This window comes from Ralstonia flatus (assembly GCF_958439105.1).
Classification (GTDB): domain Bacteria; phylum Pseudomonadota; class Gammaproteobacteria; order Burkholderiales; family Burkholderiaceae; genus Ralstonia; species Ralstonia flatus.
Map to the genome: position 1 here is coordinate 120,706 of NZ_CAUDLI010000001.1, position 18,994 is coordinate 139,699.

17 protein-coding genes are annotated in these 18,994 nt (G+C 66.0%); 11 read left to right on the forward strand and 6 right to left on the reverse strand.

The features are described 5' to 3' along the window. Positions 1 to 17: 17 nt before the first annotated feature. Positions 18 to 935: a DMT family transporter gene (locus R2676_RS00610; protein WP_206275128.1), complete on the reverse strand. Its 918-nt coding sequence runs from the start codon at positions 933 to 935 to the stop codon at positions 18 to 20. A gap of 184 nt (positions 936 to 1,119) precedes the next feature. Here R2676_RS00610 and R2676_RS00615 point away from each other — a divergent pair, with 184 nt between their 5' ends. Together R2676_RS00615 and upp are read left to right on the forward strand one after the other, a co-directional pair. Beyond that, positions 1,120 to 2,598: an NCS1 family nucleobase:cation symporter-1 gene (locus tag R2676_RS00615; protein WP_206275127.1), complete on the forward strand. Its 1,479-nt coding sequence runs from the start codon at positions 1,120 to 1,122 to the stop codon at positions 2,596 to 2,598. Between the two features lie 63 nt (positions 2,599 to 2,661). Continuing rightward, positions 2,662 to 3,312: a uracil phosphoribosyltransferase gene (gene upp / locus R2676_RS00620; RefSeq protein WP_027680948.1), complete on the forward strand. Its 651-nt coding sequence runs from the start codon at positions 2,662 to 2,664 to the stop codon at positions 3,310 to 3,312. A gap of 71 nt (positions 3,313 to 3,383) precedes the next feature. Here upp and R2676_RS00625 read toward each other — a convergent pair whose 3' ends face one another. Next, complete coding sequence (locus R2676_RS00625; protein ID WP_206275126.1) at positions 3,384 to 4,955, reverse strand: helicase HerA-like C-terminal domain-containing protein; 1,572 nt, start codon at positions 4,953 to 4,955, stop codon at positions 3,384 to 3,386. Positions 4,956 to 5,126: 171 nt separating this feature from the next. Here R2676_RS00625 and R2676_RS00630 point away from each other — a divergent pair, with 171 nt between their 5' ends. From R2676_RS00630 to rng, 8 genes are all read left to right on the forward strand, one after another. Beyond that, positions 5,127 to 5,852: a YebC/PmpR family DNA-binding transcriptional regulator gene (locus R2676_RS00630; RefSeq protein WP_027680946.1), complete on the forward strand. Its 726-nt coding sequence runs from the start codon at positions 5,127 to 5,129 to the stop codon at positions 5,850 to 5,852. Between the two features lie 94 nt (positions 5,853 to 5,946). Continuing rightward, entirely contained in the window at positions 5,947 to 7,215 is a 1,269-nt protein-coding gene (gene purD / locus R2676_RS00635) for a phosphoribosylamine--glycine ligase (protein ID WP_027680945.1), read from the forward strand. Between the two features lie 156 nt (positions 7,216 to 7,371). Continuing rightward, the gene (hemF, locus tag R2676_RS00640) at positions 7,372 to 8,280 is read left to right on the forward strand and encodes an oxygen-dependent coproporphyrinogen oxidase (RefSeq protein ID WP_206275125.1); all 909 of its coding nucleotides are present in this window, start codon (positions 7,372 to 7,374) and stop codon (positions 8,278 to 8,280) included. Then, positions 8,277 to 8,987 carry a nicotinate-nucleotide adenylyltransferase gene (locus R2676_RS00645; protein ID WP_206275124.1) on the forward strand — a complete coding sequence of 237 codons (711 nt, stop codon included), beginning with the start codon at positions 8,277 to 8,279 and terminating at the stop codon, positions 8,985 to 8,987. Before hemF ends, R2676_RS00645 begins: the two co-directional genes overlap by 4 nt. 72 nt (positions 8,988 to 9,059) lie before the next feature. Beyond that, positions 9,060 to 9,701: a ribosome silencing factor gene (rsfS, locus tag R2676_RS00650; protein WP_206275123.1), complete on the forward strand. Its 642-nt coding sequence runs from the start codon at positions 9,060 to 9,062 to the stop codon at positions 9,699 to 9,701. A gap of 21 nt (positions 9,702 to 9,722) precedes the next feature. Beyond that, a complete protein-coding gene (gene rlmH / locus R2676_RS00655) occupies positions 9,723 to 10,193 on the forward strand; it encodes a 23S rRNA (pseudouridine(1915)-N(3))-methyltransferase RlmH (protein WP_206275122.1) in 471 nt (156 codons plus the stop codon). Continuing rightward, complete coding sequence (locus tag R2676_RS00660; protein WP_206275121.1) at positions 10,190 to 10,813, forward strand: Maf family protein; 624 nt, start codon at positions 10,190 to 10,192, stop codon at positions 10,811 to 10,813. Before rlmH ends, R2676_RS00660 begins: the two co-directional genes overlap by 4 nt. A gap of 127 nt (positions 10,814 to 10,940) precedes the next feature. Then, positions 10,941 to 12,410 (forward strand): ribonuclease G, encoded by a 1,470-nt coding sequence (gene rng, locus R2676_RS00665; RefSeq protein WP_027680939.1) that lies wholly within the window; start codon positions 10,941 to 10,943, stop codon positions 12,408 to 12,410. A gap of 22 nt (positions 12,411 to 12,432) precedes the next feature. Here rng and R2676_RS00670 read toward each other — a convergent pair whose 3' ends face one another. From R2676_RS00670 to mdlC, 4 genes are all read right to left on the reverse strand, one after another. After that, complete coding sequence (locus R2676_RS00670; protein WP_316856713.1) at positions 12,433 to 13,824, reverse strand: MFS transporter; 1,392 nt, start codon at positions 13,822 to 13,824, stop codon at positions 12,433 to 12,435. Between the two features lie 146 nt (positions 13,825 to 13,970). Next, entirely contained in the window at positions 13,971 to 14,912 is a 942-nt protein-coding gene (locus R2676_RS00675; RefSeq protein WP_206275119.1) for a ketopantoate reductase family protein, read from the reverse strand. 12 nt (positions 14,913 to 14,924) lie between these two features. Continuing rightward, on the reverse strand, positions 14,925 to 16,409 hold the full coding sequence (locus tag R2676_RS00680; RefSeq protein WP_206275118.1) for an aldehyde dehydrogenase: 1,485 nt from the start codon (positions 16,407 to 16,409) through the stop codon (positions 14,925 to 14,927). Next, positions 16,409 to 17,998 (reverse strand): benzoylformate decarboxylase, encoded by a 1,590-nt coding sequence (mdlC, locus tag R2676_RS00685; protein WP_206275117.1) that lies wholly within the window; start codon positions 17,996 to 17,998, stop codon positions 16,409 to 16,411. The genes R2676_RS00680 and mdlC overlap by 1 nt, the downstream gene beginning before the upstream one ends. Positions 17,999 to 18,090: 92 nt before the next feature. On the opposite strand from mdlC, the gene R2676_RS00690 reads away from it, so the two are divergent. Next, the gene (locus R2676_RS00690) at positions 18,091 to 18,990 is read left to right on the forward strand and encodes a LysR family transcriptional regulator (RefSeq protein WP_206275116.1); all 900 of its coding nucleotides are present in this window, start codon (positions 18,091 to 18,093) and stop codon (positions 18,988 to 18,990) included. Positions 18,991 to 18,994 lie beyond the last annotated feature (4 nt).

Below are 18,994 nucleotides of genomic sequence, written 5' to 3' on the forward strand. Positions count from 1 at the left end.
TTTCGATCGGCCGCCCGTCAGCCGCGACGGCGTGACAGCAGCGCCATACCGGCAAGCACCAGCGCGCTGCCGGCAATCTGCCAAATCGTGATCGGCTCGCCCAGCAGCCACCAGCCCAACAGCAGCGTCGACACCGGCCCGATCATGCCCGCCTGCGACGCCACCGGTGCACCTACACGCGCCACCGCCATCATCGTCATCGTGACCGGCGCCACCGTACAGAACACCGAGTTGATGGCCGACAGCCCATACACCTGCCAGGGCAACACCAGCGCCGACATCGGCCGCAGCACCAGAAACTGGACGATACAGGCCGCAGTGGACACGCACATCGCATAGGCGACGAGCCGCATCGAACCCACGCGCTTGACCAGCTCACCGCTGGCGAGCAGATAGATACCGTAGCTGACGGCGCTGGCAAGCACCAACCCGCCGCCCAGCCAGACGTTGTTGCCGCCCAGATTCAGGTCGTGCGCGAACACCAGCACGATGCCGGCATAGGCCAGCGCCAGCGACAGCCACTGCAAGCCCGTAATGCGCCGCTTGAATACCGTCGACGTGATCAGCAGCACGAACGACGGCGTCAAAAACAGGATCAGCCGCTCCAGCCCGGCCGTGATGTACTGCAGGCCGAGGAAGTCGAGAAAGCTGGAGAGGTAATAGCCGATCAGCCCCAAGCCGACGATGCGCCAGCGGTCGGGCACGGTCAGGGGCTCCGCCCGGCGCGACTGCCACCACCCCATCGCCATGAACAGCGGCGCGGCCAGCAGCATGCGCAGGGTGATGACCATGACGGCGTCCACCTGGTAGCGATACATCAGCTTGGCGACGATGGCCTTGGCGGAAAACAGCACGGCGCCCGCGGAGGCAAGCAGCAGCCCGCCGGTGTCGGTGGTTCTTGCGGGAGTGGTGGACGCAGAGGACGCGGTGTTCACAGCGGAACGCGGAAGGACCGCGGGCGGTGTTGGAGAGCGTCGTCGATTGTATTGGAATTCAACAAAACGTTCCGACGCGGGGTGCGCTGCACTTGGCACAGCTTTCGCTTGAGCACGCCGGGGAGCGCCGTACAATCGCGCCTGCATTCCGAATATCTACAACGACAACGGATCCCACATCGACATGAGCCAAACCACCTCTTCCGCCTTCTCCGCGGATGCCGCCGGGGCACCCGACCCGACCCTCTGGAACGAAGACCTCAACCCCACCCCACCCGCGGCCCGCACCTGGACGGCGACCAATTACGCCGCGCTGTGGGTGTCGATGGTGGTGTCGGTGCCGGCCTACATGCTGGCTTCGGGGCTGATGAGCGAGGGCATGAACTGGTGGCAGGCGGTGCTGACGGTGTTCCTCGGCAACCTGATCGTGCTCGTGCCGATGGTGCTGGTGGGTCACGCGGGCACCAAGTACGGCATTCCCTTTCCAGTGCTGGTGCGGGCGTCGTTCGGCGTGCGCGGGGCGCAACTGCCGGCCATTCTGCGGGCCATTGTGGCGTGCGGCTGGTTCGGCATCCAGACGTGGCTCGGCAGCCAGGCGATCTACACGATCCTCAACGTCGTCACCGACAACATGCTGGTCGGCAGCAACATTCCGGGCCTGGGCATCAACCCCGGCCAGGGATTCTGCTTCCTGCTGTTCTGGGCGCTGCACATCTGGCTCATCACCAAGGGGCTCGAATCGATCAAGCGCTTCCAGGCGCTGGCCACCCCGCTGCTGATCCTGGCGGCGCTGGGCCTGGTCTGGTGGGCGTATGTCCATGCGGGCGGCTTTGGCCCGATGCTGTCGGCGCCGTCGGCGTTTTCTGCAGGCGGCAAGCGCGCCGGCGAGTTCTGGGGCTTCTTCTGGCCGTCGCTCACCGCCATGGTCGGCTACTGGGCCACGCTCGCGCTGAACATTCCCGACTTCACCCGCTTTGCACGCAGCCAGCGCGATCAGCTGGTCGGGCAGGCGATCGGCCTGCCGCTGCCGATGGGGCTGCTGGCGCTGGTGGCCGTTCTGGTCACGTCGTCCACGGTGGTCATCTACGGCCAGGCCATCTGGGATCCGGTCACGCTGGCCGGCAAGATGACCGGCCCGTCGGTCATCGTCGCGCTGCTGGCGCTCATTACCGCCACGCTGATGACAAACATCGCCGCCAACGTGGTCTCGCCGGCGTATGACTTCTCGAACCTGGCGCCGCACCGCATCTCGTTCCGCATCGGCGGCTACATCACGGCGGGTATCGGCCTGGCGATGATGCCGTGGAAGATCCTGGAAACCACCAAGGGCTACATCTTCACGTGGCTGGTTGGTTACGGCGCGCTGCTGGGCCCCGTGGCCGGCATCATGATGGTCGATTACTTCCTGGTGCGCCGCACGGTGCTGAAGACCGGAGAACTGTTCCGCGTAGACGGCCCGTACGGTTACGGCAACGGCTGGAACGGCCGCGCCATCGTCGCGCTCATCATCGGCGTGCTGCCCAATCTGCCGGGCTTCTTCAAGCAGGCCGGTTTCGTCGCCAGCGTGCCGGGCGTGTTCGAAGCGCTGTACACGTATGCGTGGTTCGTGGGCCTCGCGATCTCCGCCGTGGTGTATGTGGTCCTGATGCGCGGCCGCCGCTGAGCGCTTCCAAAATCGACACGGGGCGCCGGTACAATGCGCCCCATCTGAGAATCCCCTGCCGCCATGAAACAAGATCCGCGCTTTCCGAACCTGTTCATCCTCAATCACCCGCTGATCCAGCACAAGCTCACGCACATGCGCGACAAGGACACGTCCACGCGCACGTTCCGGGAGCTGCTGCGCGAGATCACGCTGCTGATGGGCTACGAAATCACGCGCAACCTGCCGCTGACCAGCCGCCACATCGACACGCCGATGGGCCCGATGGAAGCGCCCGTCATCGCGGGCCGCAAGCTGGCCGTGGTGCCGGTGCTGCGCGCGGGCGTGGGCATGAGCGACGGGCTCGTGGAGCTGATTCCGTCGGCGCGTATCGGCCATATCGGCGTGTACCGCGATGACCAACACCGCCCGGTGGAATACCTCGTGCGGCTGCCCGACCTGGAAGACCGCACCTTCATCCTGTGCGATCCGATGGTCGCCACCGGTTACTCCGCCGTCCACGCGGTCGACGTGATGAAGAAACGCGGCGTGCCCGACGAGAACATCCTCTTCCTGGCCCTCGTGGCGGCGCCCGAAGGCGTGGAGGTGTTCCAGCAGGCGCATCCGGGCGTGAAGCTGTTCGTGGCATCGCTTGATTCGCACCTGGATGAAAACGCCTACATCATCCCGGGCCTGGGCGACGCGGGCGACCGCCTGTTCGGCACGAAAAACTGATCGCGCACGGTCTCAGCGCAAACAAAAACAGCCGGCAATGCCGGCTGTTGTCTTTGGTGCCTCGGATGCGCTCAGCGCTTCTTCGATCCGCCCAGAATGCTGCCCAGCACGCCGCGCACGATTTCGCGCCCGACGGTGGAACCGATGGTGCGCATCGTCGACTTGGCCAACGTTTCGACAATCGAATCGCCACGGCCGCTGCGGCCCGTGCCCTTCGTGAGGATCGAGCCGACATCGCCCAGCCAACCGCCGCCGCTCTCCTGTTGCGCCGGCGCAGGTGCAGGTGCAGGCGCGGGCGCTGAGCCTGTCGATGCCCCGAAGTCCGTGCCGATGGAACCCGGAGCCGGCGCCGATGCCGCCCCGCCGTTCGCCACGCGGCCGCTCAGGATTTCGTACGCCGATTCCCGGTCGATTGCCGTGTCGTAACGGCCGGCCACCAACGAATTCGCCATCAGCGCGCGGCGCTCGTCGTCCGAGATCGGGCCGATGCGCGACGCGGGCGGGACGACAAACGCACGCTGCGTGATTTCCGGGCGGCCGCCCTCGTCCAGCATGGAGATCAGCGCCTCGCCCACGGCCAGTTCGCCGATGGCCTCTTCGATGCTGAACTCCGGGTTCGCGCGCATGGTGGTGGCTGCGGCCTTCACGGCCTTCTGGTCACGCGGCGTGAACGCCCGCAGCGCGTGCTGCACGCGGTTGCCGAGCTGGCCGAGCACCGTGTCCGGCACGTCGGCGGGATTTTGCGTCACGAAGTACACGCCCACGCCCTTGGAGCGGATCAACCGCACCACCTGCTCCACCTTCTGCAGCAGCGACGGCGGTGCATCGTTGAACAGCAAGTGCGCCTCGTCAAAGAAGAAAGCGAGTTTGGGCTTGTCCACGTCGCCCACCTCGGGCAGATGCTCGAACAGCTCGGAGAGCATCCACAGAAGGAACGTCGCGTACAGCTTGGGCGCGTTGAGCAGCTTGTCGGCCGCCAGGATGTTGATCACGCCCTGGCCGCGCACGGTCTGCATCAGATCGTTGATGTCGAGCATCGGCTCGCCGAAGAACTGGTCGGCGCCCTGCTCTTCGAGGGCGATCAGGTTGCGCTGAATGGCGCCGATGCTGGCCGACGAGATATTCCCGTACTTGTTCGTGTAGTCCGAAGCATGCTCGCCAACGTGCTGGAGCATCGCCCGCAGGTCTTTCATGTCGAGCAACGCGAGGCCCGAGTCGTCTGCAATCTTGAAGACGAGATTGAGCACGCCGGTCTGGATGTCGTTCAGCTCCAGCATGCGCGACAGCATCAGCGGGCCCATGTCTGACACGGTGGCGCACACAGGGTGGCCGCGCTCGCCGTACACATCCCACAACGTGACGGGGCAACCGGCCCATTGCGGCTCTTCCAGGCCGCGCTCCTGCAGGCGGGCCTTGAGCTTGTCGTTCGACTGGCCGGGCTGCGAAATGCCGGTCAGATCACCTTTCACGTCGGCCAGGAAAACCGGTACGCCAATCTTCGACAGGCCCTGGGCGATGGTTTGAAGGGTCACGGTCTTGCCGGTGCCGGTGGCGCCGGTGATCAGGCCATGCCGGTTGGCGAGCTGGGGCAGCAGCACCAGCTCGGCTTTGGCGTTCTTGGCAATCAGGATGGGATCGGTCATGGCGTTTGGACGAGGATCAATCTGGGGAGGACACACCGGCAAGTCGACCGGATGGACGGGGCGGCGGGCGTGTGCAGCATGCTAAAATCTGCGACCGATTATAGAGCGTGCAGGTGGCGTCAAACCGCCATCTGAGCGCCAGATTCCACTGCATTCCGCTCGGAGAGTTTCATGGCCGGTCATTCCAAATGGGCCAATATCAAGCATAAAAAAGCCGCTGCCGACGCCAAGCGCGGCAAGATTTGGACGCGCCTGATCAAGGAAATCACCGTGGCGGCCCGTCTGGGCGGCGGCGATGCCGACTCCAACCCGCGCCTGCGCCTGGCCATGGACAAGGCCACCGACGCGAACATGCCCAAGGACAACATCAACCGCGCCATCCAGCGCGGCGTGGGCGGCCTGGAAGGCGCGAACTACGAAGAAATCCGCTACGAAGGCTACGGCATCAACGGCGCAGCCGTGATCGTCGACTGCCTGACCGACAACCGCACGCGCACCGTGGCCGAAGTCCGTCACGGCTTCGACAAGTACGGCGGCAACATGGGCACATCGGGCTCCGTCGCGTTCCTGTTCGACCACATCGGCCAGTTCATCTTTGCCCCCGGCACGCCCGAAGACAAGCTGATGGACGCTGCGCTCGAAGCCGGCGCCGACGACGTCCTCACGCACGAAGACGGCTCGCTTGAAGTCATCTGCCCGCCGCACGATTTCGCCAAGGTCAAGACCGCGCTGGAAGCCGCCGGCTTCAAGGCGGAACTGGCTGAAGTCATCATGAAGCCGCAGACCGAAGTCGAGTTCACCGGCGAAGACGCGGTCAAGATGCAGAAGCTGCTCGACGTTCTAGAAAATCTGGACGACGTGCAGGAAGTCTTCACCAACGCGGTCATCGGGGAGTAAGCCCCGGACGCGCGCATAACGGCGATCGACCTCACGATCGCCGTTTTTGTTTTCCAGATTTCGAATCGGATTTGCAATTTCAGGTAGGTACAGCATGAAAGTGATGGTGGTCGGTTCGGGCGGTCGAGAGCACGCCCTGGCATGGAAGCTGGCACGCTCGCCCAAGGTACAGGTGGTGTACGTGGCCCCCGGCAACGGTGGCACGGCGCTCGACAAGCGCCTGCAGAACCTTCCGATCACGGATCCGGAAGTGCTGGCCGCCTTTGCCGAGCGCGAAGGCATCCACTTCACGGTGGTCGGTCCGGAAGCGCCGCTGGCGGCCGGCATCGTCGACCTGTTCCGCGCCAAGGGCCTGCGCATCTTCGGCCCGACCAAGGCCGCCGCGCAGCTCGAATCGTCGAAGGACTTCGCCAAGGCGTTCATGCACCGCCACGGCATTCCGACCGCCAAGTACCAGACCTTCGGTGATGCTGCGCAGGCCCATGCGTACGTTGACCAGGAAGGCGCCCCGATCGTCATCAAGGCCGATGGCCTGGCCGCCGGCAAGGGCGTGGTCGTGGCGATGACCGCCGAGGAAGCCCACAGCGCCATCGACATGATGCTGGCCGACAACCGCCTGGGCGACGCTGGGGCGCGCGTGGTGATCGAAGAATTCCTGGCCGGCGAAGAAGCGAGCTTCATCGTCGTGTGCGACGGCAAGAACGTCGTGGCGCTGGCCACCAGCCAGGACCACAAGCGTCTGCTCGACGGCGACGCCGGCCCCAACACGGGAGGCATGGGCGCCTACTCTCCTGCGCCGGTCGTTACGCCCACGCTGCACGCCCGCGCGCTGCGCGAGATCATCCTGCCGACCATCCGCGGCATGGAGAAGGACGGCATCCCGTACACCGGCTTCCTGTATGCCGGCCTGATGATCGATGCAGAAGGCAATCCCAAGACGCTCGAATTCAACTGCCGCATGGGCGACCCGGAAACGCAGCCCATCATGGCGCGCATGAAGACCGACCTGTACGACGTGCTCGACCGCGCCATCGACGGCAAGCTCGACGGCATGGAGCTGGACTGGGACCGCCGCACCGCGCTGGGCGTGGTGATGGCCGCCCACAACTACCCGGATACACCGCGCAAGGGCGACGTCATCACCGGCATCCCGAAGGAAACCGAAGACAGCGTCACGTTCCACGCCGGCACCACGCTCAAGGACGGCGTGCTGACCACCAACGGCGGCCGGGTGCTGTGCGTGGTCGGCCTGGCCGATACCGTCAAGGCGGCGCAGCGTGCGGCGTACAACGCCATCGAGCAGATCCACTTTGACGGCGCCCAGTACCGTACCGATATCGGACATCGCGCCATCCGCCATTGAGCGACCGCCCGCCGCGCCAATGCCCCACGATGGGGCAGGCGCGGCATCCGTCACCCCGGGTGATCCCCAACTTGCCCGCGCGGCCCGCCCGCTACAATGGTGACAACCGTATGACTCGGCCCGACTCGCCCCTACGAGCGGCCTCCTTCTGATCGCATGGATACCCAAGCCGTCCGCGCCTACCTGCTGGACCTGCAGGACCGCATCACCACTGCCGCCAGCGCGCTGGACGGCGGCACGTTCATCACCGACGCATGGGAGAAGCCGCCCACCGAGCGCCTGCGCGGCAGCGGTCGCACCCGTATCCTGGAAGGCGGCGCGCTGCTGGAGCGCGGGGGCGTCGGCTTCTCGCACGTGATGGGCGACACCCTGCCCCCGTCGGCGACGGCCAACCGGCCCGAATTGGCCGGTCGCGGTTTCGAGGCGATGGGCGTGTCGCTGGTCTTCCATCCGCGCAACCCGTACGTGCCGACAGTGCACATGAACGTGCGCTGCTTCGTCGCCGTGCGCCCGGACGCGGAGCCCGTCTGGTGGTTTGGCGGCGGCATGGACCTCACGCCCTACTACGGCTTCACCGAAGACGCTTCGCATTTCCACCGCACCTGCCAGGGCGCCCTGGCCCCTTACGGCGATGAGCTGTACCCGCGCTTCAAGCAATGGTGCGACGACTATTTCTATCTGAAGCACCGCAAGGAAGCGCGCGGCGTCGGCGGCATCTTCTTTGACGACTTTGCCGAACTGGGCTTCGAGCGCAGCTTCGAGATGATGCGCGCGGTGGGCGACGCCTTCCTGCCAGCCTGGCTGCCCATCGCCGAGCAACGCCACGCCACGCCCTACGGTGAGCGCGAACGCGCCTTCCAGGCCTATCGTCGTGGCCGCTATGTCGAGTTCAACCTGGTATTCGACCGCGGCACGCTGTTCGGCCTGCAAAGCGGCGGCCGGGCGGAATCGATCCTGATGTCGATGCCGCCGGTCGCCAATTGGCGCTACGACTGGCAGCCGGAGCCGGGTTCGCCGGAAGCCGCCCTGTACACCGATTTCCTGCCGGCGCGCGATTGGGTATGACGCTTCCCACATTCGTGCGCCCCGATCTCGATCGCCCCTACCGGCTTGGTTTGCTGGGCGGCACGTTCGATCCGCCGCATGTCGGCCACATCGCCCTGGCCGAGCTGTGCATCGCCCGCCTCGACCTGGATGAGCTGCTGTGGATTCCCACCGGCGTGTCGTGGCAGAAAGCCGCCGACATCACACCCGCACCGTTGCGCTTCGCCATGACGGAACTGGCAGCCAAAGCGGTACGCGGTGGCCGCGCGCGCGTCCACGTGAGCAGCATGGAAGTCGATCGCCACGGCCCCAGCTACACCATCGACACTGTGCGGGATTTGCGCGGCGTCTACGGCCCGGATACCTCCATGGCGTGGCTGATGGGCGCCGACCAGCTCGTCGGCCTGGACACTTGGCACGGCTGGCAGGACCTGTTCGAATACGTCCACCTGTGCGTCGCCACACGCCCGGGTTTCGACCTCCAGGCATTGCATGTGCCGGTGCAGCGCGAACTCGATGTGCGCCGCGGCGACACGGCATTGATACAATGCGCACCCGCCGGCCATATGTGGATCGACCAGACCCTGGCCGTCGACCTGTCATCCACGCGCCTGCGCCAGCAGTTGGCCACCGGCGCGCGCTGCGACGCCGACCTGCCCGCCGGCGTGGCCGACCTGATCCAATCGCATTCGCTGTACCGCCGTGCCAATGGCACAGTCAGTGCTTGACCGCGTGATTGACCGCATTCACGCGCTTTTTTGACCTTTTTTCTCGCCCTTTAAACGTTCTTCTCACTCAGTATGGATATTCGCAAACTACAACGCGTGATCGTCGACGCGCTCGAAGACGTCAAGGCGCAAGACATCAAGGTCTTCAATACGACGCACCTGACCGAACTGTTCGACCGCACGGTCATCGCCAGCGGCACGTCCAATCGCCAGACGAAGGCCCTCGCCGCATCGGTGCGTGACGCCGTGAAGGAAGCCGGCGGCCACATCATCGCCGTGGAAGGCGAAGACGTGGGCGAATGGGTGCTGGTCGACTGCGGCGACGCCGTGGTCCACATCATGCAGCCGCAACTGCGCCAGTACTACAACCTCGAAGAAATCTGGGGTGACAAGCCTGTGCGCATCGAACTCGGCGGCACGGGCAAGCGTGGCCTGCCCAAGGCCAGCGAAGGCTACGACGACGAGGAAGACGAGGCCGAAGAGGTCACGCCCGCCAAGCGCCGGACCACCAAGCCGAAGCTGGCAGGCGAGCGCCCGACCAAGGCTGCAGCGCCGGCCAAGAAGGCGCCTGCCAAGGCGGCTGCCAAGAAGCCCGCCACCAAGCGCGCGGCCGGTACGGGCAAGACCGCCACGAAGACGGCCACCAAAACCGCCGCAAAAACCGCCACCAAGACGGCAGCCAAGCGCGCGCCGGCCAAGAAGCGTGCGGCGTAACGTCGGGCATGCAGTCTCGCCATGCAGTTGCTGATCGTCGCCGTCGGGCACAAGATACCGTCCTGGATCGAAGACGGTTTCTCCGAGTATGCCAAGCGCATGCCGCCCGAACTGCGCATCGAACTACGCGAGATCAAGCCCGAGCAACGCTCGGGCAGCCGCACCGCCGCCACCGTCATGCAGTTGGAAGCGGCGCGCATTGAAGCCGCGCTGCCCAAAGGTTGCCGCATGATCGCGCTGGACGAGCGAGGCAAGGATCTCACCACCGTCGCGCTGGCTGAATCGCTCACCGGATGGCAACAGGAAGGCGGTGACATCGCCTTCGTCATTGGCGGCGCGGACGGGCTGGACCCGGCGCTCAAGGCGAAAGCCCGTACGCTGATCCGCCTGTCGAGCCTGACGCTGCCGCATGGCATGGTGCGCGTGCTGCTGGCCGAGCAGCTCTATCGCGCGTGGAGCATCACGCAGAATCACCCGTACCATCGCGTATGACCATGGATGCACCCGGCGCGCCGCACCTCTATCTCGCCTCGCAAAGCCCGCGCCGGCAGGAACTGCTGCGCCAGATCGGCGCGCGCTTCGAGCTGCTGCTGGCCGGCGACGACGAAGATGCCGAAGCGCTGGAAGCCGTGCTCCCCGGCGAGACGCCCGACGACTACGTCCAGCGAGTCTGCGCGTTGAAGGCACAGGCTGCGGTACGCCGCCGCCTCGCACGCAACCTGCCCGCCCTGCCGATCCTCACGTCGGACACCACGGTATGCCTGGGCGGCGAGATCCTCGGGAAACCGTCTGACGCCACCGATGCCCACCGCATGCTGCGCGCGATGTCCGGCCGCGAGCACCGTGTGCTGACCGCCGTAACGGTCGTCACCGCCAGCGGCACGCCGATGCATGCGCTGTCCATTTCCGACGTGCGCTTTGCCGTGCTGACAGACAACGACATCGCCCGCTACATCGGCAGCGGCGAGCCCTTCGGCAAGGCCGGCGCGTACGGTATCCAGGGCCGCGCAGCCGCCTTTGTCGCCCATATTTCGGGAAGCTATTCGGGTATCATGGGTCTACCCTTGTTCGAGACCGCAGCACTGCTCGCACAGGCGGGCATCACGCTGTAACTCGCCCCTGACCGGCCGCTGAAGCACGCACCGGACAGCGTGCGAGGGCCGGTTTCAAGACACGCTTCGGGCGCATGCGAGCAAGCCTGGAGGCGGGTGCTGAAACCCGCTCTCCTGGTACCTCTCCATGTCCGAAGACATCCTCGTCAATATCACGCCGCAAGAAACGCGCGTGGCCATCGTCCAGCAAGCCGCCGTTCAAGAGCTTCACATCGAGCGCACGCTGACGCGCGGCCTGGTCGGCAACATTTACCTTGGCAAGGTGGTGCGCGTGCTGCCCGGCATGCAGTCGGCCTTTATCGATATCGGGCTGGAGCGCGCAGCGTTCTTGCACGTGGCCGACATCTGGCACCCGCGCGACGCCAAGGACGCGCCGCCCACCCCGCAGGTCGCCATCGAGAAGACGCTGTTCGAAGGCCAGGCGCTGATGGTGCAGGTCATCAAGGATCCGATCGGTACCAAGGGGGCGCGCCTATCCACGCAGGTCAGCATTGCCGGCCGCACGCTGGTGTATCTGCCGCAAGACCCGCACATCGGCATCTCGCAGAAAATCGGCAACGAGGCCGAGCGCGAAGCGCTGCGTGCGCGCGTGACCGCCATGGTGCCCGTCGAAGAGCGCGGCGGCTTCATCGTGCGCACGATCGCCGAGGAGTCGACCGACGAAGAACTCGCCAACGACGTCGCTTACCTGCGCAAGATCTGGGCGACCATCCGTCACAACGCAACGACCCTGCCCGCGCCGTCGATCCTGTATCAGGACCTGAACCTCGCCCAGCGCGTGCTGCGCGATTTCGTGACGGACGAAACGCGCAGCATCCAGGTCGATTCGCGCGAGAACCACCAGAAGCTCATCGAGTTTGCGCAGGAATACACGCCGGCCGTGGTCGAGCGCCTGACGCACTACACCGGCGAGCGGCCCATTTTTGACTTGTACAACATCGAGGCGGAAGTCGAGCGCGCGCTGTCGCGCCGGGTCGACCTGAAATCGGGCGGCTACCTGATGATCGACCAGACCGAGGCGATGACGACAATCGACGTCAACACCGGCGGTTACGTGGGCGCGCGCAACTTTGACGACACGATTTTCAAGACGAACCTGGAAGCGGCGCACACCATCGCGCGGCAACTTCGGCTGCGCAACCTGGGCGGCATCATCATCATCGACTTCATCGACATGGAGTCGGCCGAGCATCGCGATGCGGTGCTGGCGGAACTGCGCAAGGCGCTGTCGCGCGACCGCACGCGCATCACGGTCAACAGCTTCTCGCAGCTGGGGCTGGTGGAGATGACGCGCAAACGCACGCGCGAATCGCTCGCGCATGTGCTGTGCGAGCAGTGCCCGGTATGCCAGGGCAAGGGCCAGGTGAAGACGCCCCGCACGGTGTGCTACGACATCCTGCGCGAGATCATGCGCGAGTCGCGGCAGTTCAATCCGCGCGAGTTCCGCATCCTTGCGTCGCAGTCGGTGATTGACCTGTTCCTGGAAGAAGAAAGCCAGCACCTTGCGATGCTGGGGGACTTCATCGGCAAGCCGATTTCGCTGCAGGTGGAATCGTCGGCGGCCAGCCAGGAGCAGTACGACATCATCCTGATGTAGTGCTGCTCCCCCTGGCCGTCAGCTACGGCTTGACAGGGCTGCCGTGCGAAACCGGCACGGCAGCCATGGGGGCTTGCGCACGCTCCGCGAGACGCGGAATCTGCTCGCGCATGGCGAGCAGCGCTGCCAGTACCACCAGCATCACGATCCCGAGCATGGCCAGATAGGCCACCGAGCCGCCAGCGGTGATGACGAGCGCGCCGGCAAACGCACTGAGGATGGCGCCGAGCCGCCCGAATGCCACCGCCAACGCCGTACCCGTGGCGCGCACCGCCGTCGGATAGACATAGGCGCACAGCGCGTACATCGTCGATTGCACGGCGTTGACGAACAGCCCATGCAGCCCCAGGCCGACGATCAGCAGGTTGGTGTTCAGCTTGGCATCGACGCCCTGCAGCGCAAAGGCGCTCGCGGCCGCGCCCACGCAACACAGCGCCATCGGCCAACGCGACCCCCATCGCGCAATCGTCACCGCGCAGACCAGCGCACCGATCACGCCGCCCAGGTTGTACGCCGTCAGCCCCGAACCCGCCACGCTCACGCTCAGGCCTTCTGAAGTCAGCATCGTCGGCAGCCAGCTGAACGCTGCGTACACGGCCAGCAGGCACATGAAGAACGCTGCCCAGAGCGCCATCGTGTCGCGTGCCTGCCCAGGCGCGAAGAGCGAGCGGAAACTCGCGTGTTGAATGACCTTCTGGCCAGCCACATCGGCAAACACGGCATTGCCGGGCACATCGCGCTCCATTTTCGACAGCAACTGCGCCAGCTGCGGCCAGCGCGATTGGCGGCGCGCCAGGAAGCGCGGCGATTCGGGCAGCGCCGCCACGAGCACGAACCCCAGCACCAGCGGCAGCGCGCCACCGATCCAGAACAGCCCGCGCCAGCCGTAGAGCGGCAGCACGTGGCCCGCAAACAGGCCAGCCAGCATCCCGCCCAGCGGCACGCAGACGATGGTGGCCGTCACGGCCAGCGTGCGACGACGCGCGGGCGTGAATTCTGCCGTCATCGTGGTGGAGCTTGGCAGCGCGCCACCAATGCCAAGGCCTGCGATGAACCGCAGCGCGGCAATCGTCGCAACGTTCGGCGCAAAACCGATCGAGCACGTCGCCACGCCGAACAGGAACACGCTGCCGATCAGCGCCCAGCGTCGCCCGAAGCGATCGGCAAACAGGCCTGCCAGCGCGCTGCCCAACCCCATGCCGATCAGGCCCGCGGCCACCGCCGGCGCAAACGCGTTGCGCGTGATGCCCCACTCTTTGATCAGTACGGGAATGGCGAAGCCGATCAACTGGCCATCAAAGCCGTCCATGACGATGGCGAAGGCCGCCAGCAGGACCGCCATCTTCTGCGCGAGGGAAAACGGACCGTCATCGAGGACGGTGCCGATATCGACCGTGGTGGGGTTCTGCCTCATGCCGGCCTCCGCTGGGACGCGGAACATGCGAAAGCGCAACGCAAGACCGGCGTCGCGCTCACCAATGTGGAACTGCTCATCATGGTTTGTCTCCGTTGAGGTGGCGTCTGCGCGCCATCGAATGAAAGCTTGGATCGCTCGGCCCGCTAACGCTCCTGCTGGTGTGCGGCCTGCGCCTGTACCTGCACCAACCGTACAAGCTGCATCAACGTTTCGGTGTGCGGCACCGGCACGCCATGCCGGCGCGCCGTCGCCACCACGGCGCCGTTGATGGATTCGATCTCGGTCGGCCGCCCGGCCAGCACGTCCTGCAGCATCGACGGCTTGTGCCCACGATGGGCGACGATGGCGTGCCGCACGTTGTCGTTCACCTTGGCGGCGTCAACCGTAACGCCGCTGGCGCGCGCCACGGCCAGCACTTCGCCCACGATGGTCAACGCCAAGGCGGGGCCGTCTTCCACCGCACCCAGCGCGTCGACGGGCTGATTCAGCACCGTGCACAGCGGATTCAGCGCGGCGTTGAAGGCGACTTTCTCCCACACCGCGCCCCACACATTGGCATCGGCCTGGCAGTTCAGACCGGCGGCGCAGAGCGTATCGACCACGCGTGCCAGCATCGGACGCGGCGCACCGTCTGCGGTCATCAGCCGGATCGCGCCCGCGCCGTGGGAGCGCACGTGGCCCGGCCCGGCAAGATCCGCTGGCCACGTCGTCACGCCGACGAAGATGCGCTCCGCCGGCACGATCGAAGCCAGCGCCTCCACGTTGCCCAGCCCATTCTGCAACGTCAGGACATGCGTCGATGCGCCGATGAGATGGCGCACGCTCGCCAATGCGGCCCGTGTGTGCATCGCCTTCGTAAAGACGATCAGTAAATCGGGCACTTCTGTCGCATCGCCCGGGCGCAGCGCCTGCAGGTTGCGCACGTGGCGATCGCCGCGATCGGTTTCCAACCGCAAACCGTGCGCAGCAATGGCGTGCAAGTGCGCGTCGTTGATGTCGAGCAGCGTGACGTGCTGGTCGGCCTCGGCCAGCAGCCCGCCAAACAGCGAGCCCATCGCGCCCGCACCGAGGATTGCGATCTTCATCGGCATCGCGGCTCAGAACGGGTAATGGCGCGGCGTGGTCTGCACCGTCATCCAGCGCAGCTCGGTGAATTCCGCCACGCCAGCGCGGCCGCCGAAACGCCCAAAGCCGCTCGCCTTGACGCCGCCGAACGGCATCTGCGCTTCGTCATGCACGGTTGGCCCGTTGATGTGGCAGATGCCCGATTCGATGCGGCGCGCGACGTTCATGGCGCGGGCCACGTCGCGGCTGAACACGGCGGACGACAAGCCGTACGCGTTGTCATTCGCGCAGGCGACGGCGGCATCGTCACCGCTCACGCGCACGATGCCCTTGACTGGGCCGAACGATTCTTCGGCGTAGATGAGCATGTCGGGCGTGACGTGGTCGAGCAGCGTGGCGGGCATCAGCGTGCTGGTGGCCTTGCCGCCGCACAGCAGCTTCGCGCCCTTGGCGAGCGCGTCGTCGATGAGGTGATTGCAGCGTTCGACCGTGCTCATGTCGACCACCGAGCCGAGCACCGCCGGCCCCTTGCGCGGATCGCCCAACGGCAGCGCTGCAGCCTTGGCAGCCAGCTTGGCAACGAATGCATCGGCGATGGATTCGTCGACGATGATCCGCTCGGTGGACATGCAGATCTGGCCGGAATTGGCGAACGCGCCGAAGGCCGCGCCATCGACAGCGGCGTCGATATCCGCATCCGCCAATACCAGCAAGGGTGCCTTGCCGCCAAGCTCCAGCACAGCGGGCTTCAGATACGTCGCGCACGTCTGCGCGATGATGCGGCCCACGCGCGTGGAGCCCGTAAAGTTGACGCGCCGCACGGCCGGGTGGGCGATCATCGCCTCCACGACCGCGCCCGCGTCGGCCGGGGCGTTCGTCACGAAATTGACCACGCCGTTTGGCAAGCCCGCCTCTTGCAAGGCTTCAATGATGAGCCCGTGCGTGGCGGGCGAAATTTCCGAGCCCTTGAGCACGACCGTGTTACCGCACGCCAGCGGCAACGCAATGGCGCGCACGGCCAGGATGACCGGCGCATTCCACGGCGCGATGCCCAGCACCACGCCGGCCGGCTGGCGCACGCCCATGGCGAGGCTGCCGGGCACGTCAGACGGAATGATCTCGCCGGCAATCTGCGTGACCATGGCGGCGGCTTCCTGCAAGCCGCTCGCGGCCAGATGCACGTTGAAGCCGGCCCACAGTGCGGAGGCGCCTGTTTCGGCAGCCATCGCCGCAGCAAATGCCCCGCCCTTGGCTTCAAGCGCTTGTGCGGCGCGCATCAGCAGCGCGCGGCGCTCCGTCGGTCCCATTGCGGCCCAGGCCGGGAAGGCTGCAGCCGCGGCGTCGACGGCGCGACGGGCATCGTCTACAGTCGCCGCCGGCGCTCGCGTGGCGACGGTGCCGTCAAGCGGATTGCGACGCTCGAACACCGCACCATTGGCCGCTTGCACGCGCTCGCCGTTGATCAGCATCGAGATGTTCTGCGCCGCGTCCAGCGGGGCAATGTTCGTATTCGTCATCAGGCTATCTCCACTTCAATCACGGTTGGTCCTGCGGATTGCAATGCGGTGCGCAGCACGGCTTCCAGCGCATGCGGGTCGGTCACGCGCTCGCCAGTGCAGCCCATGGCGCGCGCCAGACCGACGAAGTCGATACCGTTCAGGTCGGTCCCCTGCACCACGTCGGTGGCGGCAAACCCGAACACCGGGGCGAATTCCTGCAGGGCCGCATAGCGGCGGTTGTTGAGAATGACAAACGTCATGGGAAGTTCAAGCAGCGACGCGCTCCGCAGCGCCTGGATCGAATACATGCTGGACCCATCGCCAATCAAACCGATCACGCGCGTACCAGGCGTCGCCAAGGCAACACCGACTGCAGCGGGCATGCCGTAGCCCAAGCCGCCGCTGTCCATCGTGTAGAACCCGCCGGGGCGCCGCATCGGCAGATAGGCCTGCATGACGGGCCGCGTGCTCGGCGCTTCTTCGACGACGATGTCTGTCGCGCCGCGTACGGCGTCGAGCGTTTGCAACACGAAGGCTGCCGACATGGGCGAACCTGGCTCGGCGCGCGGCGCTTTGGCGCGTAGCGGGGGCGCCGGTCGCGCTGGCGGTGCGGGGCGGTCGAGCAAATCGAGCACGCCCAGGCGGATGTTGCCAACGGCGGAAATGCCCTGGGGCGTCCACGCAGCCGTCGCCGGGTCATCGATCAACTGCACGAGCTTCGCGCCAACGGGCACATGCGGCCCGTGTCCTTCCACGTGGTACGTAAACGCCGGTGCGCCGAGTGCAAACACCACGTCGTGCCCCTGCAGCAGGCTGACGATCTTCTCGCGCATCGCGGGCAGGAAACCGGCGAACAGGCGGTGGTCTTCGGGAAACGCGCCGCGCCCGGCCATCGGTGCGGTGAACACGCGCGCATTGTGGGTCTCGGCGAGTTGCACGACGGCATCCCAGGCGCCAGCCCGATCGACCGCTGCGCCCACCACGAATGCCGGCCGCTGTGCCGCATCGAGTAGGCCGCCGATGCGCGCCAGCGTGACCGGATCGGGCCGTACTTCGCAGGCGACTTCATGCACGGCGACGGGCTCCGTCGGCTGATCCCAGTCATCCACGGGAATCGACACCAGCACCGGGCCGCGTGGCTCCTGCATGGCGACGTGATACGCGCGGGCCAGCGCCAGCGGCACGTCTTGGGCACGCGCCGGCTCGATGCTCCATTTGACGTACGGCTTGGGCAGCTCCGTCGCCTGGTTGGAGGCGAGAAATGGATCGAACGGCAGGATGGACCGCGCCTGCTGCCCCGCCGTAATCACCAGCGGCGTGCGATTCTTGAAGGCCGTAAAGATGTTGCCCATGGCGTTGCCCACGCCGGCCGCAGAATGCAGGTTCACCAGCGCCGCGTTGCCGGTTGCCTGCGCAAAGCCGTCTGCCATGCCCACCACCACCGCTTCCTGCAAGCCCAGAATGTAGCGGAAATCCTCCGGAAAATCGCGAAACATCGGCAGCTCGGTCGAGCCGGGATTGCCGAATACGTGCGTCATGCCGAGCCGGCGCAGCAGCTCAATGGTGGCGTCGCGCACGGTGGTCAGCGCGAGCGAGGTACGGGTCATACGGGCCATCTCCTTGGAACAGGTTGCCAGTATGGAATCCGTAGCTCTTAACGCGATATTGAATTATTCCGTCAAAGTCATTACCTTTTTGCATGGCCTTCGATCTGCGCCAACTGCGCGCCTTTACCACCATCGTTTCCGCCGGCAGCCTCGGGCGTGCCGCGGACGTCCTGCACGTCACCCAGCCTGCACTGAGCCGCATCATCAAGCGGCTGGAAGACGAAGTCGGTGCGCCGCTGTTCGAGCGGCACTCCAAGGGCATGCAGCTGACCGCCATCGGGCAGGCGCTGCTGCCACATGCGTCATTGCTGCAGCGCGAGGCGGACTACGCACGGGAAGAGATCGACGCCATGCGCGGGCTTGCCAAGGGCACCATTCGCGTCGGCGCAGTCGGCAGCATCGCAAGCTACGTCCTGCCGCTGGCCGTGGGCAACGTGGTGGCGCGCTGGCCGAACCTGCGCGTAGAGATATTGGAGGGCGTGTGGGACCGGCTGGCAGAGGGACTCGTCAAGCACGAGATTGACCTCGCGCTGTCCATGGCAATGCCGGATACCGAGGACATCATCGCTATCGCGGATTGCCGGTGGGAGGATGCAAGTTTCGTGGTCGCATCACCGGAGCACCCGCTGCGCCACCGACGCGGCCTGATGCTGGCCGATACGCTGGAGGCGCCGTGGGCGGTTCCACCGCGCGGCACCGGCCCGTACGAGCATATGCGCCAGGTCTTCGAGGCTGCCGGGCTGGGCTTGCCGAACATCGTGGTGGAAACGCGCTCGGTGACGGCACTCAAGAGCCTGGTGGCGCGCTCGGGTTTCCTGAGCTGGATGGCCGAACCGATGATCGACGCCGAGCGCCGCGCCGGCGTGATCGAACCTCTGCCGATTCCGGGCTTGGTAGCGCGCCGCACGCTCACTGCGTTCCGGCGGCGTCATAGCATCCTGCCCGGCCCCGCCGTCAAGTTGCTTGAAGCGCTGCGCGAGTTGACGGCGTAGCCGC